Raw genomic sequence first — 17,759 nt, forward strand, 5'->3', positions numbered from 1 at the left:
GTAGACGACTGGGTTGATAGGCCGGATCTGGAAGCCCAGTAATGGGTGGAGGTGACCGGTACTAATAGGCCGAGGGCTTGTCCTCAGTTGCTCGCGTCCACTGTGTTAGTTCTGAGGCAACGACTGTGTCTTTTTCCGGTCGTAACTTCATAGTGTTTCGGTGGTCATAGCGTGAGGGAAACGCCCGGTTACATTCCGAACCCGGAAGCTAAGCCTTACAGCGCCGATGGTACTGCAGGGGGGACCCTGTGGGAGAGTAGGACACCGCCGAACAATCATTCAGAAGGCTGGGCCCGGAACTTTGTTTCCGGGTCCAGCCCTTTTTTGTTTGCCGTTACTTGAAGTTCACGTTGCGACCGCAGCATCCACGACATGGGTACTGCTGCAATGCTCAGGGCCGCAGGCGTCGGGATCGGTGACGAGGTCATCGTGCCGGCCTTCGGGAACGCCGAGGTCGCCGAAGCGGTCACCCTCGCGGGTGCGCTGCCGGTGTTCGCCGACGTGGATCCGGTGACGTACTGCCTGGACGCGTCAGCTGTCGAAGCGGCCGTAACTGCGCGTACCGCGGCCGTGGTTGTCGTACACCGCTTCGGGCGGCCGGCGGATGTGCCGCGGTTGCACGGGGTGGGGCAGCGGCACGGGCTGCTGGTGCTGGAGCAGGGCGAGTCCGAGGCGCCGTACGACGAGATCGCGCGGCGGCGGGAGCGGGCGGCCTATCTTGATGCCCGGCTGCGCGGGGTGCGGACGCCGGATGGCGGTGACGGGCACTCCTACCAGCAGTACGTCGTGCGAGTCCCGGGGAACGGGCGGCCCGACCGGGATGCCTTCGCCCGGGCCTTGCGGGGGCGGGGAGTTGACTGCCGGGTTCCGGTGAAGACTCCGACGCACCGGCTGCCCGAGTTCCGGCGCTGTGTGTCGTTGCCGGAAACCGAACTCGCGGCCGATGAAACGTTGGCGCTGCCGGTGGACGCCTCGCTCACGAAGCGGGACATGCAGCGCGTGGTTGCGGCCTGCAATGCCCTCGGCGGGCTGCTTCAGCCCGCCTTCTGAATGAGTTTGGGAGCACGGGCTCGTTCGGGGTATGATCTATTGTGTTGCTGCGGGGGAAACCCCGAAAGCAACTGGCCCCTATAGCTCAGTCGGTAGAGCGTCTCCATGGTAAGGAGAAGGTCAACGGTTCGATTCCGTTTGGGGGCTCCATACAAAAGGCCTCCGCCCTTTCGGGCGGGGGCCTTTCTCATGCCAGTCGCATCGCCAGGATCGCCATGTCGTCGGACGGGGCGTCCGAGGCGAAGCGTTCGACCGCGCGCATGATGCGGGCGGCCACCGCGCCGGCCGTGAGACCCGTGCAGGTCGTCAGGACATCGGCGAGACCGTCGTCGCCCAGCATGCGCGTGCCCTCGCGGCGCTCGGTGACCCCGTCCGTGACACAGAGGAGGACGTCACCCGGGTCGAGGGTGATCGCCTGCTCGTAGAGCTCCAGGTCCTCCATGACGCCCAGGAGGGGCTGGGGTTCGGCCGCGGGTTCGACCGTGCCGTCCTGGCGGAGACGCAGGGGGAGGGGGTGGCCGGCGCAGACCACCTTCAGTTCCGCGCTGCCGTCCGCCTGGGGGCGCATCTCGCCGTAGAGGAGGGTCAGGAAGCGGCTGCGGGCGCCCTCGTCGAGGATGGCCGAGTTGAGGCGCTCCAGGACCGCCGGGCCGCTGAGGCCCTCCCTGGCCAGCAGCCTGAGGGCGTGGCGGGCGAGGCCCGTCACCGCTGCCGCGTGCGGGCCGGTGCCGCAGACGTCGCCGATGGCGAAGCCGTAGGCGCCGTCGCTGATCGGGAAGAGGTCGTAGAAGTCGCCACCGACCTCGTTGCCCTCGCCGGCCGCGCGGTAGATGACCTCGACCTCGACGCCGTCGATCACGGGGAGTTCCGGGGGCAGGAGGCTGCGCTGGAGGGACTGGCTGATGGCCGTGCGCTCGGAGTAGAGGCGGGCGTTGTCCAGGGCGAGCGCGGCCCGGCGGGACAAGTCCTCGGCCAGTTCCAGGATCTCCTGGCGGAAGTGTTCGTCGGTGGGCTTGCCGAGGGTCAGCATGCCGATGACGCGGTTGCGGGCCACCAGGGGGAGGACGACCGTCTCGCCGCCGACCGCGGAGGCCGTGGCGAGCGTGGGGCCGATGCCGGAGGAGACCTGGTGGGTGGGGCCGCCGGTCAGGCCGAGGCTGCGCATCGAGCTGCGCAGCGCCGCCTCGTGGGCGGCCTCGCCGGGCGCCGCCCAGACGCGGGCGCCGGGGGTGGGTACCGGGTCCGGTGGGGCGATTTTGGAGAGCAACGACTTGATGCCGTCGATCAGTTCCTCGTCCTCGTGGAGGACGTACGACAAGTACGGGTCGGAGGCCTGGTCGGCGATGGTGTAGACCGCGCACCAGGTGGCGAGCGTCGGGACCGTCATCTGGGCCATCAGGGCCAGGGTCTGGTCGCGGTCCAGCGTGCCGGCCAGGAGGTCGGAGGCTTCGACGAGGAAGCTGAGCGAGCCTCTGCGCAGACGCTCCAGCTCGCCCAGGCGGGCCGATTCGACGGCCAGTGCGATGCGGTCGGCGGCGAACTGGAGGCGCAGGGCCTCCTCGTTGGAGTAGCGGGCGGCGGCCTCCGCGGCGACGCCGAGGGAGCCCGTCAGGCGGCCCTCGACCTTGAGCGGGACGGTCACCACCGAGCGCATGCCGGTGCCGTTGAGGAGGGGGACGGCGCCGGGGACCGCCGCGAGGTCCTCGTGGACGGCCGGCATACGGGCCGAGCCGTAGCGGCCGGGTCCCGCTTCGACGGGCACGCGCGCGAAGCGCTGGCGGGCGGAGGGCAGGCCCGTGGAGGCGCGGACCTCCAGTTCGGTCTCGTCGTCCGTTGCCAGGAGGAGGAAGGCGGAGTCGCCGTCGAGCATGTCGCGGGCGCGCTCCACCGTGCGCTGCAGGAGGCCGTCGAGGTCGTCCGGGGCGGGGGAGCCGATGAAGACCTCGAAGGGGTCGTTGCTCTGGCCGTCGGAGCCGGTCGTCGTGTCGGAGGCGGGGACGCGCAACGGGGTCTGCAGGACGGCGCGTTCGTGGTCGCGGACCAGGAGGCAGACGGTGGAGGGCTCGCCGTTGGTGTCGCGGACGCGGAGGTGGGAGGCGTACACCGGGGTGACCCGGCCGGAGGAGCCGCGGATGCCGTAACTGCCCTCCCAGCGGGAGAGCTGGAGGGCCTCGGCGATGCCGGTGCCGGTGCCGGGGGTGTGCGGCCAGGCGGCGAGGTCGGTGAGGGGCTTGCCGGTCACCTGGTCGGCCGGGTAGCCGAAGAGTTCCTCGGCGTCCTCGTTCCATGCCGAGATGGCGCCCGTGCGGTCGATCTGGACGACCGCGACGCGTACCCGGCTGTCGGCGAGCGGGAGGAGGTCGGCGGGCAGGGACGGGCCGGCGGCGCGGGTGCCCACCGGGCGGTCGGGGAGGTCGAGCTGGAACCAGACCTGTTTGTGGGTGGGCGTGTACTCGACGCCCCAGCGGCCCGCGATGGCCGCGCACAGCTGGAGGCCCCGGCCGCCCTCGCGGTCGGGGCTGCCCATGCTGGAGAGGGGGCCCTGGAGGGGGATCTCGCGCTCCGGATACCGGTCGGCCACCTCGATCCGTACCCCGTCCTCGGAACGCAGGCACAGGAGGTCGGCGTGGGTGCCCGCGTGGACGACCGCGTTGGTCACCAGCTCGCTGGTGAGGACCACGGCGTCATCGACGATGTCGGCGAAGCCCCAGCCCTGCAGCGTGTCGCGGACGAACGAGCGGGCGGTCGCGACGGATCGCCCGGCGGGCTCGAAGGTGGCAGCCGCGCGCGCGGTGATCACAGAACTCCTCGGCCGGTTGTCGACATGCGGGGATGCCAGGCCGTCCTGGTCACGCCGCTGGTGCGGTGGGCGCATGCCCGATGGCCGGGGGTCCGGGGGCTGTCCCCCCGGGATCAGTCCGGTGGTCATTGTGCGGCCGCCCCTCCGATGCCCGCTCGTGCCTCGTGCCACCGCCCAGGCCGGACGGACCGGCGCGGCTGGACAGCCGCATGCAAGGTTACTTTCCTTCCCCGTCCCTGCGGATGCCGGTCAGCTGTGTTCCGCCCCGAGAGCTCCGAGAGTGTGCGGACGATGTGCGAAGCTGCCGAACTGTTATGGCCGGGTTCGGCGAGGGTGAAACACTGGGCAAGCTTGTTGTGAAGGTCCGGGCAGACTGGGTGTCTTCTGCGTACAGCGGGCAGCAGCCCCGGGATCCGCCTGGTTACATCGGGCGGAAGCCGTCAGCGAGCGGTTCGTCGAGCAGTAACACCCAGTACAGCGGTAACGGTCGACCCCTCCGGGAGGGACAAGTGGAGTCTGGCGCAGCGACGCGGGGAACTGAGGCGCGCGTGAAGAGCGGCAGGTCCCTGAGCAGTCGGCGCACCCCTCGCGGTGGGACCACGGCAGTGGACACGGCGGCCTTGAACCGGCTGCTCGGGGCCCTGGGATCGATGCGGGACGGGAACTTCCGCAAGCGGCTCACCGTGTCCGGCGACGGCGTGATGTCGGAGATCGCGGCCGTCTTCAACGAGGTGGCCGACCGGAATCTCCACCTTACGGGTGAGCTTTCGCGCGTACGTCGCATGGTCGGGCGTGAGGGCAAGCTCACCGAGCGTCTTGAGACGGGTGCCTGCGAGGGGTCGTGGGCGACGGCCATCGACAACTCGAACGCGCTGGTCGACGACCTCGTACGGCCGGTGTCCGAGGTCGGGCGGGTGCTGTCGGCGGTGGCCGAGGGCGATCTGTCGCCGCGGATGGAGCTCAGGACGCACACCCCGGAGGGGACCGGGCATCCGCTGCGCGGGGAGTTCCTGAAGGTCGGGCGGACGGTCAACAACCTGGTCGACCAGTTGTCGACGTTCACCGACGAGGTCACGCGCGTGGCCAGCGAGGTGGGCACCGAGGGCAAGCTGGGCGGGCAGGCCCAGGTGCGCGGTATGTCCGGTTCATGGAAGGACCTCACCGAGTCCGTCAACACGATGGCGTACCGGCTGACGGCGCAGGTGCGGGACATCGCGTTGGTGACGACGGCGGTGGCCAAGGGTGATCTGTCCCGAAAGGTGACGGTTCACGTCGAAGGCGAGATGCTGGAGCTGAAGAACACCGTCAACACGATGGTGGACCAGCTCTCCGCGTTCTCGTCCGAGGTCACGCGCGTCGCCCGCGAGGTGGGCACCGACGGCATGCTGGGCGGCCAGGCGCAGGTCTCGGGTGTCGACGGGGTGTGGAAGGAACTCACCGATTCGGTGAACACCATGGCCGGCAATCTGACGGCCCAGGTGCGCGGGGTGTCCGAGGTGATGACGGCGGTCGCCAACGGTGACCTGTCGCGGAAGGTGACGGTGCCGGCGCGCGGTGAGGTCGCGCAGCTCGCCGAGACGATCAACCAGATGACCGAGACGCTGCGGATCTTCGCGGACGAGGTCACGCGCGTGGCCAACGAGGTGGGGGCCGCGGGGCAGTTGGGCGGCCAGGCGAACGTGCCTGGTGCGGCGGGTACGTGGAAGGACCTGACGGACTCCGTCAACACGGTGTTCCGGAATCTCACCACTCAGGTGAGGGACATTGCGGCCGTGACTACGGCGGTGGCCAGTGGCGATCTGTCGCAGAAGGTCACGGTGGACGTGGCCGGCGAGATGCTGGAGCTGAAGAACACCGTCAACGGGATGGTCGACCAGCTGTCGGCGTTCGGTGCCGAGGTCACGCGCGTGGCGCGGGAGATCGGTGTCGAGGGTGAGCTGGGCGGCCAGGCGCAGGTGTCGGGTGCGGCGGGTACCTGGAAGGATCTGACGGACTCCGTCAACACGGCGTTCAGGAACCTCACCGGACAGGTGAGGAACATCGCCCAGGTGACGACGGCGGTGGCCAACGGCGACCTGTCGCAGAAGGTCACCGTGGACGTCTCCGGCGAGATGCTCCAGCTGAAGAACACCGTGAACACGATGGTGGACCAGTTGTCGTCGTTCGCCGACCAGGTGACGCGGATGGCCCGGGACGTGGGCACCGAGGGGCGGCTGGGCGGGCAGGCGCGCGTGGACGGCGTCTCGGGCACCTGGAAGGAGCTCACGGACTCCGTGAACTCCATGGCCGGGAACCTGACTTCCCAGGTGCGCAACATCGCTCAGGTGACGACGGCCGTGGCCCGGGGCGACCTCTCGCAGAAGATCGACGTGGACGCGCGCGGGGAGATCCTGGAGCTGAAGAACACCATCAACACGATGGTCGACCAGCTCTCCGCGTTCGCCGACCAGGTGACCCGGGTGGCCCGGGACGTGGGCAACGAGGGCCGGCTGGGCGGGCAGGCGCAGGTGCCCGGGGTCGCGGGTGTCTGGCGGGACCTGACGGACTCCGTGAACGGCATGGCGGGCAACCTCACCGCCCAGGTGCGCAACATCGCGCAGGTCGCCACGGCGGTGGCGCGCGGTGACCTGTCCCAGAAGATCACCGTGGACGCGCGCGGGGAGATCCTGGAGCTGAAGAACACCCTGAACACGATGGTGGACCAGCTGTCGTCGTTCGCCCAGGAGGTCACGCGCGTGGCCCGCGAGGTGGGTACGGAGGGGCAGCTCGGCGGGCAGGCCGAGGTGCAGGGTGTCTCCGGCACCTGGAAGGACCTCACGCAGTCGGTGAACTTCATGGCGAACAACCTGACCATCCAGGTGCGCCAGATCGCGGAGGTCACGACCGCGGTCGCCAAGGGCGACCTGTCGAAGAAGATCACCGTCGACGCCAAGGGCGAGATTCTCGAGCTCGTCACGACCGTCAACACGATGGTCGACCAGCTGTCGTCGTTCGCCGAGCAGGTGACCCGGGTGGCCCGCGAGGTGGGCACCGAGGGCATCCTGGGCGGCCAGGCGCACGCGTCGGGCGTGACGGGCATCTGGAAGGACCTCACCGACAACGTCAACCTGATGGCCAAGAACCTGACCATGCAGGTGCGCAACATCTCCCAGGTGGCCGCGGCCGTCGCCAACGGCGACCTGACGCGGACGGTGACGATCGAGGCGCGCGGCGAGGTACAGCAGCTCGCCGACACCTTCAACACGATGGTGAAGACGCTGAGTTCGTTCGCCGAGCAGGTCACCAAGGTGGCCCGTGAGGTGGGCACGGACGGCATCCTGGGCGGTCAGGCGCATGTGCCGGGGGTGGCGGGCACCTGGAAGGACCTCACCGATTCGGTGAACGGCATGGCGTCCAACCTGACCGGCCAGGTGCGCAACATCGCCATGGTCACGACGGCCATCGCCAAGGGCGACCTGACGAAGAAGATCGACATCGATGCGCGCGGGGAGATCCTGGAGCTGAAGACGACCATCAACACGATGGTCGACCAGCTGTCGTCCTTCGCCGAGGAGGTCACGCGCGTGGCCCGCGAGGTGGGCACCGAGGGGCAGCTGGGCGGACAGGCACGCGTGCGTGACGTCGACGGCACCTGGCGGGACCTCACCGAGTCGGTGAACGAGATGGCCGGGAACCTGACCCGGCAGGTGCGTGCCATCGCGCGCGTGGCGACCGCGGTGACCCGCGGCGACCTGAACCTGAAGATCGACGTGGACGCGTCCGGGGAGATCCAGGAACTCCAGGACTACATCAACAAGATGATCGCCAACCTGCGCGACACCACGATCGCCAACAAGGAGCAGGACTGGCTCAAGGGCAACCTCGCGCGCGTGTCGGCCCTGATGCAGGGGCGGCGCGACCTGGAGGACGTGGCCTCGCTGATCATGAGCGAGCTGCCGCCCCTGGTGGCCGCCCAGCACGGCGCGTTCTTCCTGGCGATGCCGTCGGCGGACGGCACGGACGACCCTTACGAGCTGCGGATGCTGGGGTCGTACGGCTACTCGATGGGGTCGATGCCGACCTCGTTCCGGCCGGGTGAGGCGCTCGTGGGGACGGCCGCCGAGGAGAAGCGGACGATTCTCGTGGAGAACGCGCCGAGCGGCTATCTGAAGATCTCCTCGGGGCTGGGCGAGGCGCCGCCCGCGCAGGTGATCGTGCTGCCGGTGCTGTTCGAGGGCAAGGTGCTCGGGGTGATCGAGCTGGCGTCGTTCACGAAGTTCACCCAGATCCAGAAGGACTTCCTCAACCAGCTCGCCGAGATGATCGCCACGAGCGTCAACACCATCTCCGTCAACACCAAGACCGAGCTGCTGCTGAAGCAGTCGCAGGAGCTGACCGAGCAGCTGCGGGAGCGCTCGGCGGAGTTGGAGCAGCGGCAGAAGGCCCTCCAGGCGTCCAACGCCGAACTGGAGGAGAAGGCCGAGCTGCTGGCCCGGCAGAACCGTGACATCGAGGTGAAGAACACCGAGATCGAGGAGGCGCGGCAGGTCCTGGAGGAGCGTGCCGAGCAACTCGCGGTGTCGATGCGCTACAAGAGCGAGTTCCTCGCCAACATGTCGCACGAGTTGCGTACGCCGCTCAACTCGCTGTTGATCCTCGCGAAGCTGCTCGCGGACAACGCGGAGGGCAATCTCTCGCCGAAGCAGGTCGAGTTCGCCGAGACGATCCACGGGGCGGGCTCCGACCTGCTCCAGCTGATCAACGACATCCTGGACCTGTCGAAGGTCGAGGCGGGCAAGATGGACGTCTCCCCGACGCGTATCGCGCTTGTGCAGCTCGTCGACTACGTGGAGGCCACCTTCCGGCCGCTGACCGCGGAGAAGGGCCTCGACCTGTCCGTACGGGTCTCGCCGGAGCTGCCGGCCACGCTGCACACGGACGAGCAGCGGCTGTTGCAGGTGCTGCGCAACCTGTTGTCCAACGCGGTGAAGTTCACCGACTCCGGGTCGGTCGAGCTGGTGATCAGGCCGGCCGGGGCGGACGTACCGGTGGCGATCAAGGAGCAGTTGCTGGAGGCCGGTTCGCTCACGGATCCGGACGCCGCGCTGATCGCGTTCTCGGTGACCGACACCGGGATCGGGATCGCCGCGAGCAAGATGCGGGTGATCTTCGAGGCGTTCAAGCAGGCGGACGGCACCACCAGCCGCAAGTACGGCGGTACGGGGCTGGGGCTGTCGATCTCGCGGGAGATCGCGCAGTTGCTCGGCGGTGAGATCTACGCCCAGAGCGAGCCGAGCCGTGGCTCGACGTTCACGCTGTACCTGCCGCTGCACCCCACCGAGCTGCCTCCGCAGGGCTACCAGCAGATCGTGCCCGCGCTGGAGGCCGGTGACCTGGTGGCCTCGGAGAACGGGGCGGCCGAACTGGCGGAGCTGTCCCCGGCGCAGATCCAGACGCCGGCCGAGGTGAAGTCGTACCAGGAGACGCAGAACGGGGCGGCGGCGCTCTTCCGGCGCCGTCGGCGCTCGGTGGGCGGCGAGCCGCAGGTCGGCGAGCCGGGGCAGTGGGCGTCGCCGCACACGCGTGTGGGCATCCGGTTCGGCGGCGAGAAGGTGCTCATCGTCGACGACGACATCCGCAACGTGTTCGCGCTGACCAGCGTCCTGGAGCAGCACGGCCTGTCCGTGCTGTACGCGGAGAACGGCCGGGAGGGCATCGAGGTCCTGGAGCAGCACGACGACGTGGCGGTCGTCCTGATGGACATCATGATGCCGGAGATGGACGGCTACGCGACCACCACGGCGATCCGCAGGATGCCGCAGTTCTCCGGGCTGCCGATCATCGCGCTGACGGCGAAGGCGATGAAGGGCGACCGGGAGAAGGCGATCGAGTCGGGTGCCTCCGACTATGTGACGAAGCCGGTCGACCCCGATCACCTGCTGTCGGTGATGCAGCAATGGATGCGGGACGCGTGACGGAATCCCGTTCGTGTGCCGGGAACGCGCGGAAGGTGTGAGGAGTTGTTGACTCAGGGTGTGCGGCTCTGTGTAGCGGAGCGGGATTCGGGGAACCTTCTGGTCTCCTGCTGCGTTCCTGCTACGTGCACAGTGACATCACGGTGACAGGGTGTGGCGACGGTCGGGGTGCGGCTACCATGACCGGCACAAGGAAGGGCGGCGCAAAGGAGTCGTCCCCAGGGGCGGCGCCCGGTGCACTGCCGGGGCGAGGAGGGCGGGCCATGGTGCAGAAGGCCAAGATCCTCCTGGTCGATGACCGGCCGGAGAATCTGCTGGCGCTGGAGGCGATCCTCTCGGCGCTCGATCAGACACTGGTGCGGGCATCGTCCGGGGAAGAGGCGCTCAAGGCACTGCTGACGGACGACTTCGCGGTCATTCTGCTGGACGTCCAGATGCCGGGAATGGATGGTTTCGAGACGGCCGCGCACATCAAGCGGCGGGAGCGCACCAGGGACATCCCGATCATCTTCCTCACCGCGATCAACCACGGCCCGCATCACACCTTCCGGGGGTACGCGGCCGGCGCGGTGGACTACATCTCCAAGCCGTTCGACCCGTGGGTGCTGCGGGCCAAGGTCTCCGTGTTCGTCGAGCTGTACATGAAGAACTGTCAGCTGAGGGAGCAGGCGGCGCTGCTGCGACTGCAGTTGGAGGGCGGTGGCAAGCCCGTGGCGGGCGGCGGTGCCAGGGAGTCGGCGGGGCTGCTGGCCGAGCTGTCCGCACGGCTCGCGGCCGTCGAGGAGCAGGCGGAGGCGCTGTCCAAGCAGCTGGACGACGAGTCGGCGGACGCGGCGGCGGTGGCCACGGCGGCGCACCTGGAGCGCAAACTCACCGGTCTGCGGCGGGCGCTGGACGCTCTGGAGCCGGGCACCGGAAACGGCGCGGCCTCGCTGCCGTCGCAGAGCTGAACCGAGGTGGGGGGCGAGGGCGGTTGGGCGTGAGCGTGGGTCAGTTCCACGCCCTCACAGGGCGGATGCGCCGGCTCTCCGGCCCCGTCAAGCGGACGCGTCAGTTTCGTGTCCGCGTCGGAGCGACACGAACGGGTGAAGCAGCGGGCACGCGTGTCCCCTGGCGCCTCCCCCGGTAACCTCACCCCCATGGCCTCACGTCCGTCCGCAGCCAAGAAGCAGCCCGCCAAGAAGGCTGCTGCTCCCGCGAAGGCGGCGGCGAAGAAGGCCGCCGCCAAGAAGGCCCCGGCGAAGAAGGCGCCCGCCAAGAGAGCTCCGGCGAAGAAGGCGGCGCCGGCGCCCAAGCCGGCGCCGAGTCCCACCGGGGGCATCTACCGGCTCGTGCGCGCTCTCTGGCTCGGCCTGGCGCACGCCGTCGGCGCCGTGTTCCGCGGGATAGGGAACGGTGCCAAGAACCTCGACCCCGCCCATCGCAAGGACGGCATCGCCCTGCTGCTGTTCGGAATCGCCCTGATCGTCGCCGCGGGCACCTGGGCCGACCTCAAGGGGCCCGTCGGCGACCTCGTCGAGATCCTCGTGACCGGCTCCTTCGGCCGGCTCGACCTGCTGGTGCCGATCCTGCTCGCGGTCATCGCCGTGCGCTTCGTCCGGCACCCGGAGCAGCCGGAGGCCAACGGCCGCATCGTGATCGGACTGTCCGCGCTCGTCATCGGCGTGCTCGGCCAGGTCCACATCGCCTGCGGCGCGCCCGCCCGCAGCGACGGCATGCAGGCGATAAGGGACGCAGGCGGCCTCATCGGCTGGGGCGCGGCGACCCCGCTGACGTACACCATGGGCGAGGTTCTCGCCGTACCGCTGCTCGCGCTGCTCACGATCTTCGGGCTGCTGGTCGTCACGGCCACCCCGGTCAACGCGATCCCGCAGCGGCTGCGTCGGCTCGGGGTCCGCCTCGGCGTGCTGGACGACCCGGCGGCCGACGAGTACGAGGAGTTCCCGGAGGACGAGGCGCGCTACGACGAGCAGTGGCGTGAGGCGCTGCCCGGGCGCCCCCGCAGGCGCTCCGGCGCCCCGCAGTCGTACGACCCCGACGGCGCCGAGCAGGAGGCCCTCACCAAGCGCCGCGGCCGGCCCCGGCGCTCCGCCGTGCCGCAGCCCGCGACGGACCGTCAGCCGGACGCCGTGGACATCGCCGCGGCTGCCGCGGCCGACCTCGACGGTGCCGTGCTGCACGGCATGCCGCCCTCGCCGCTCGTCGCCGACCTCACTCAGGGCGTGCGGGTGGGCGACCGCGAGCCGACCACCCCGACGCCGGTCCCGGGCGCGCGGCCCAGGCAGGAGAAGCTCAAGACCGGTGGCGCGGTCCCCGATCTGACCAAGGCGCCGCCGGAGGAGATGCGCGACCTTCCGCCGCGCGCCGAGCAGCTCCAGCTCTCCGGTGACATCACCTATTCGCTGCCCTCGCTGGACCTCCTGGAGCGCGGCGGCCCCGGCAAGGCGCGCAGCGCCGCCAACGACGCCGTCGTCGCCTCGCTGACGAACGTCTTCACCGAGTTCAAGGTCGACGCCGCCGTCACCGGCTTCACGCGCGGGCCGACGGTCACCCGTTACGAGGTCGAGCTCGGACCCGCCGTCAAGGTCGAGCGGATCACCGCGCTGACCAAGAACATCGCGTACGCCGTCGCCAGCCCCGATGTGCGGATCATCAGCCCCATCCCCGGCAAGTCGGCGGTCGGCATCGAGATCCCGAACACCGACCGGGAGATGGTCAACCTCGGGGACGTGCTGCGGCTCGCGGACGCCGCCGAGGACGACCACCCGATGCTGGTGGCGCTCGGCAAGGATGTCGAGGGCGGCTATGTGATGGCCAACCTGGCGAAGATGCCGCACATCCTGGTGGCCGGAGCCACCGGTTCCGGTAAGTCGTCGTGCATCAACTGCCTGATCACGTCCGTCATGGTCCGCGCGACTCCCGAGGACGTGAGGATGGTCCTGGTCGACCCCAAGCGCGTCGAACTCACCGCCTACGAGGGCATCCCCCACCTGATCACGCCGATCATCACCAACCCGAAGCGGGCGGCCGAGGCGCTGCAGTGGGTCGTACGGGAGATGGACCTGCGCTACGACGACCTCGCGGCGTACGGCTTCCGGCACATCGACGACTTCAACGAGGCGATAAGGAACGGCAAGGTCAAGCCGCCCGAGGGCAGCGAGCGGGAGCTTCAGCCGTACCCGTATCTGCTGGTGATCGTGGACGAGCTCGCCGACCTGATGATGGTCGCGCCGCGCGACGTCGAGGACGCGATCGTCCGGATCACGCAGCTCGCGCGCGCGGCCGGTATCCACCTGGTGCTCGCCACGCAGCGGCCGTCGGTCGACGTCGTGACCGGTCTGATCAAGGCGAACGTGCCCTCGCGGCTCGCGTTCGCCACCTCCTCGCTCGCCGACTCGCGGGTCATCCTGGACCAGTCGGGCGCCGAGAAGCTGATCGGCAAGGGCGACGGGCTGTTCCTGCCGATGGGCGCGAACAAGCCCACCCGTATGCAGGGCGCGTTCGTGACCGAGGCCGAGGTCGCGCTCGTCGTGCAGCACTGCAAGGACCAGATGGCGCCGGTCTTCCGGGACGACGTCACCGTCGGCACCAAGCAGAAGAAGGAGATCGACGAGGACATCGGCGACGACCTCGACCTGCTGTGCCAGGCGGCCGAGCTGGTCGTCTCCACCCAGTTCGGGTCGACCTCGATGCTCCAGCGCAAGCTGCGCGTCGGCTTCGCCAAGGCCGGCCGGCTGATGGACCTCATGGAGTCGCGGAACATCGTCGGCCCCAGCGAGGGATCCAAGGCGCGGGACGTGCTCGTGAAGCCGGAAGAACTGGATGGTGTGCTCGCGGTGATTCGCGGGGAGTCCGCGGGGTAGGCGTGCTGGTGAGGGAGGCGAGTGCGAACGACTCACCCGTTCGCGAGCGTGACTCACCCGTTAGAAAACGCAGGGCAACCGTTTCCCTTTGGCGTACGTCCAGTTGAGCGAGAGGAAAGGTGCGGCTTTCAGTCCGGAGCCGTGTCTGGCCTGTCATCGGGGTGTCCGGCCATTCCGATGGCGTACAAAGTCCTACTGTCCGGTTGCCCCTCCCTTTGGCACCCCCCCTAGACTGAACCTCCAGCACAGGTGGCTACACGCTCGAAAGGCGCCCCCGTGTCCATCGGCAACTCCCCTGAAGACGAGCGTCCGTTCGAAGACCCGTCCGAGGAAGCCAACTTCTCCATCGGCCGTGCCCTGCGCGAGGCGCGCATCACGGCCGGGCTGACCGTCGACGACGTCAGTACCGCCACCCGGGTCCGTATCGCCATCATCCATGCCATCGAGGCCGACGACTTCACCCCCTGCGGCGGAGACGTCTACGCGCGCGGGCACATCCGGACCCTGGCCAGAGCCGTCCACCTCGACCCCGCCCCGCTGATCGAGCGGTACGACGCCACCCACGGCGGCCGTCCCGCCCCGACCGCCCCCGCACCTCTTTTCGAGGCCGAGCGCATCCGGCCCGAGCGGCGAGGGCCGAACTGGACCGCGGCGATGGTCGCCGCGATCGTCGCCGTCATCGGATTCGTCGGCTTCACCGCCTTCAAGGGCGGCGACAGCGGGTCCAAGCAGCAGGTCGCCGAGGGCACCACCCCCGCGGCCAGCCCCAGTGCCTCGCCCACCACCAAGGTCGACAAGCCCATCGACGAGAAGCCCGAGCCCTCCGACAGCGCCATCGCCGCCGCGCCCCAGGACAAGGTGACCGTCCAGGTCAGCGCGACCGACGGCCGCAGCTGGATCTCCGCCAAGGACCACAACGGCCGGCTGCTCTTCGACGGCCTCCTCAAGCAGGGCGACTCCAAGACCTTCCAGGACAGCGAGAAGATCAACCTCGTCCTCGGCGACGCCGGGGCGATCGACCTCTTCGTCAACGGCAAGAAGATCGAGGACGACTTCCAGCCCGGCGCGGTGGAGCGACTGACGTACACGAAGGGCGACCCGCAGGCCGGGTGACCCGTTCCTTGCACCGAGCGGGGTTGGCGATCTTCGCCAACCCCGTCGACGTTCGTTGTCGGTGCGACAAAGTAGTCTTGAGCCCATGCCTGAACGCCGTACCGTCGCACTCGTCACCCTTGGCTGCGCCCGTAACGAGGTGGACTCGGAGGAGCTCGCAGGCCGTTTGGAGGCGGACGGCTGGCAACTCGTGGAGGACGCCGAGGACGCGGACGTCGCCGTCGTCAACACCTGTGGCTTCGTCGAGGCCGCCAAGAAGGACTCCGTCGACGCCCTCCTGGAAGCCAACGACCTCAAGGGCCAGGGCAGAACCCAGGCCGTAGTGGCGGTGGGCTGCATGGCCGAGAGGTACGGCAAGGAACTCGCCGAGGCCCTCCCGGAGGCCGACGGCGTACTCGGCTTCGACGACTACGCGGACATCTCCGACCGCCTCCAGACCATCCTGAGCGGCGGCATCCACGCCTCCCACACCCCGCGCGACCGGCGCAAGCTGCTGCCGATCAGCCCGGCCCAGCGGCAGGAGTCGGCCGCCGAGGTGGCCCTGCCCGGGCACGGCCCGACCGACCTTCCGGACGGCCTCGCCCCCGCCTCCGGCCCCCGTGCGCCCCTGCGTCGGCGGCTCGACGGCGCACCGGTCGCCTCGGTCAAGCTCGCCTCCGGCTGCGACCGGCGCTGCTCCTTCTGCGCCATCCCGTCCTTCCGCGGCTCCTTCATCTCGCGTCGCCCGAGCGACGTGCTCAACGAGACACGGTGGCTGGCCGAACAGGGCGTCAAGGAGATCATGCTGGTCTCCGAGAACAACACCTCCTACGGCAAGGACCTCGGCGACATCCGTCTGCTGGAGTCCCTGCTGCCCGAGCTCGCGGAGGTCGACGGTCTGGAGCGGGTGCGCGTCAGCTACCTCCAGCCGGCCGAGATGCGGCCCGGTCTCATCGACGTCCTGACGTCCACCCCCAAGATCGCCCCCTACTTCGACCTGTCCTTCCAGCACTCCGCGCCCGGAGTGCTGCGCGCGATGCGCCGCTTCGGCGACACCGACCGGTTCCTGGAACTGCTCGACACCATCCGCGGCAAGGCGCCCCAGGCGGGCGTGCGCTCCAACTTCATCGTGGGCTTCCCCGGCGAGTCCGAGGCCGACCTGGCCGAGCTGGAACGCTTCCTGACCGGCGCGCGGCTGGACGCCATCGGTGTCTTCGGGTACTCCGACGAGGAGGGCACCGAGGCCGCGACGTACGACAACAAGCTGGACGAGGACGTGGTCGCGGAGCGGCTCGCCCGGGTCTCCCGGCTCGCCGAGGAGCTCGTCTCGCAGCGCGCCGAGGAGCGTGTGGGTGAGACGGTGCACGTGCTGGTCGAGTCGCTGGACGCCACGGACGACGCCGGTGTGTACGGCCGAGGGGCCCATCAGGCGCCGGAGACGGACGGCCAGGTGCTGCTCACATCGGGCGAAGGCCTGACGGTCGGCCGTATCGTCGAGGCGAAGGTGGTCGGTACGGAAGGTGTCGACCTGGTGGCCGAGCCCCTGCAGGGTTCGTTCGGGTGTAGCGAGGAGGCGGGCAGATGACGGGTGTCCCGGCATCGGCTGCGGGCGGCTCCGCGCAGGCGAAGGGGGTGGAGGCCAGCACTCTCGCCGGTGACGGCGTCGGCGTCGGTGACGGCGTCGGTGCGGGTGCGGGTATGGGCACGGGTGCCGGTGCCGGTGCCGGTGCCGGTGCTGGTGGTGGCGCGGGTGCCGGTGTCCCGGATGTGTCCGCCGTCGACGGGCAGGGGGCCGCCGGGCGGGCGCCGCGCGGTGGGAAGATCGCCGCTGCCGCCGTCAACCAGGCGAGCGTCTGGAACATCGCCAATCTGCTGACCATGCTCCGGCTGATCCTGGTGCCCGGTTTCGTCGCGCTGATGCTGGCCGACGGCGGCTACGACCCGGCCTGGCGGTCACTCGCCTGGGCGGCTTTCGCCATCGCCATGATCACCGACCTGTTCGACGGTCACCTCGCACGCGCGTACGACCTCGTCACCGACTTCGGGAAGATCGCCGACCCCATCGCCGACAAGGCGATCATGGGAGCGGCGCTGATCTGCCTCTCCTCGCTCGGCGACCTGCCGTGGTGGGTGACGATCGTGATCCTCGGCCGGGAACTCGGGATCACCCTCATGCGTTTCCTGGTCATCCGGTACGGCGTGATTCCTGCGAGCCGGGGCGGCAAGCTCAAGACGCTCACCCAGGGCGTGGCCGTCGGAATGTACGTCCTGGCACTGACGGGGTGGCTGGCCACTCTGAGGTGGTGGGTGATGGCTGCGGCGGTCGTCCTGACCGTGGTGACCGGGCTCGACTATGTAAGACAGGCCATTGTGCTGCGCAGGCAGGGAATCGCCGAGCGTGAGGCCGCGTCGGAGGAGACGGAAGCGTGAATTCCCCCGCCACCGACGTGGTGCGACTACTCACGGTGAAGGGTGGCACGCTCGCTGTGGCCGAGTCGCTGACGGGTGGCCTGGTTGCGGCCGAGATCACATCGGTGCCCGGAGCGTCCAAGGTCTTCCGGGGTTCGGTCACGGCCTACGCGACCGACCTGAAGCAGGGCCTGCTGGGTGTGGACGCCGAGCTGTTGTCCGCGCGCGGAGCGGTGGATCCGCAGGTCGCGGCGGATATGGCGGCTGGAGTGCGCAAGGCGCTGGGCGCCGACTGGGGCATCGCGACCACCGGTGTCGCGGGCCCCGACCCACAGGACGGACAGCCTGTCGGCACGGTCTTCGTCGCTGTGGACGGTCCGTTCCGACCGGATTCCGGTTCCGCCCCTGGCGGAAAAGTAAGGGCCCTGAGGTTGAACGGCGACCGCGCGGAAATTCGTAGAGAGAGTGTACGGAGCGTACTCGCACTGCTCCTGACAGAGCTTGCGGGCGAACAAACCGGGAATGAGCGGGCACAGGATACGGAACAGAACGGGGGGTTTTGATGTTTGCAGCCCTGAGTGAACACGACAT

General features: G+C 69.3%; 9 protein-coding genes, 1 tRNA gene and 1 rRNA gene. 10 read left to right on the plus strand and 1 reads right to left on the minus strand.

The window, feature by feature from the left end:
- Window positions 1-156 precede the first annotated feature (156 nt).
- From rrf to ACFPIH_RS10980, 3 genes are all read left to right on the plus strand, one after another.
- A 5S ribosomal RNA gene (gene rrf / locus ACFPIH_RS10970) occupies window positions 157-273 on the plus strand.
- 114 nt (window positions 274-387) lie between these two features.
- Window positions 388-1,050 carry a DegT/DnrJ/EryC1/StrS family aminotransferase gene (locus ACFPIH_RS10975; protein ID WP_381186082.1) on the plus strand — a complete coding sequence of 221 codons (663 nt, stop codon included), beginning with the start codon at window positions 388-390 and terminating at the stop codon, window positions 1,048-1,050.
- A gap of 74 nt (window positions 1,051-1,124) precedes the next feature.
- A tRNA-Thr gene (locus ACFPIH_RS10980) sits at window positions 1,125-1,200 on the plus strand.
- A gap of 37 nt (window positions 1,201-1,237) precedes the next feature.
- Here ACFPIH_RS10980 and ACFPIH_RS10985 read toward each other — a convergent pair.
- Complete coding sequence (locus ACFPIH_RS10985; protein WP_381185951.1) at window positions 1,238-3,979, minus strand: SpoIIE family protein phosphatase; 2,742 nt, start codon at window positions 3,977-3,979, stop codon at window positions 1,238-1,240.
- Between the two features lie 380 nt (window positions 3,980-4,359).
- On the opposite strand from ACFPIH_RS10985, the gene ACFPIH_RS10990 reads away from it, so the two are divergent.
- The 7 genes from ACFPIH_RS10990 to ACFPIH_RS11020 all read left to right on the plus strand — a co-directional run bounded on the left by ACFPIH_RS10990 (window position 4,360) and on the right by ACFPIH_RS11020 (window position 17,731).
- Window positions 4,360-9,804, plus strand: coding sequence for a HAMP domain-containing protein (locus ACFPIH_RS10990; protein WP_381185953.1), 5,445 nt, complete (start codon window positions 4,360-4,362; stop codon window positions 9,802-9,804).
- A 263-nt stretch (window positions 9,805-10,067) separates the two neighbouring features.
- Entirely contained in the window at window positions 10,068-10,754 is a 687-nt protein-coding gene (locus ACFPIH_RS10995) for a response regulator (protein WP_381185955.1), read from the plus strand.
- A gap of 189 nt (window positions 10,755-10,943) precedes the next feature.
- Window positions 10,944-13,667 (plus strand): DNA translocase FtsK, encoded by a 2,724-nt coding sequence (locus ACFPIH_RS11000; protein WP_381185958.1) that lies wholly within the window; start codon window positions 10,944-10,946, stop codon window positions 13,665-13,667.
- 276 nt (window positions 13,668-13,943) lie between these two features.
- Entirely contained in the window at window positions 13,944-14,780 is an 837-nt protein-coding gene (locus ACFPIH_RS11005) for a helix-turn-helix domain-containing protein (RefSeq protein WP_381185960.1), read from the plus strand.
- Between the two features lie 85 nt (window positions 14,781-14,865).
- Window positions 14,866-16,344: a 30S ribosomal protein S12 methylthiotransferase RimO gene (gene rimO, locus ACFPIH_RS11010; RefSeq protein WP_381185963.1), complete on the plus strand. Its 1,479-nt coding sequence runs from the start codon at window positions 14,866-14,868 to the stop codon at window positions 16,342-16,344.
- A complete protein-coding gene (gene pgsA / locus ACFPIH_RS11015) occupies window positions 16,341-17,189 on the plus strand; it encodes a CDP-diacylglycerol--glycerol-3-phosphate 3-phosphatidyltransferase (protein WP_381185965.1) in 849 nt (282 codons plus the stop codon). Before rimO ends, pgsA begins: the two co-directional genes overlap by 4 nt.
- Window positions 17,186-17,731, plus strand: coding sequence for a CinA family protein (locus ACFPIH_RS11020; protein ID WP_381185968.1), 546 nt, complete (start codon window positions 17,186-17,188; stop codon window positions 17,729-17,731). Before pgsA ends, ACFPIH_RS11020 begins: the two co-directional genes overlap by 4 nt.
- The last annotated feature ends 28 nt before the right edge of the window (window positions 17,732-17,759 follow it).

It is taken from the genome of Streptomyces vulcanius (genome assembly GCF_042653945.1).
Taxonomy (GTDB): Bacteria; Actinomycetota; Actinomycetes; order Streptomycetales; family Streptomycetaceae; genus Streptomyces; species Streptomyces mangrovi.

Excerpts from the sequence above, each read along its gene's own strand:
- ACFPIH_RS10985 (WP_381185951.1), bottom strand. The coding sequence starts at position 3,979 with ATGACCACCGGACTGATCCCGGGGGGACAGCCCCCGGACCCCCGGCCA.
- ACFPIH_RS11000 (WP_381185958.1), top strand. The coding sequence starts at position 10,944 with ATGGCCTCACGTCCGTCCGCAGCCAAGAAGCAGCCCGCCAAGAAGGCT.
- pgsA (WP_381185965.1), top strand. The coding sequence starts at position 16,341 with ATGACGGGTGTCCCGGCATCGGCTGCGGGCGGCTCCGCGCAGGCGAAG.
- rimO (WP_381185963.1), top strand. The coding sequence starts at position 14,866 with ATGCCTGAACGCCGTACCGTCGCACTCGTCACCCTTGGCTGCGCCCGT.
- ACFPIH_RS10975 (WP_381186082.1), top strand. The coding sequence starts at position 388 with ATGCTCAGGGCCGCAGGCGTCGGGATCGGTGACGAGGTCATCGTGCCG.
- ACFPIH_RS10995 (WP_381185955.1), top strand. The coding sequence starts at position 10,068 with ATGGTGCAGAAGGCCAAGATCCTCCTGGTCGATGACCGGCCGGAGAAT.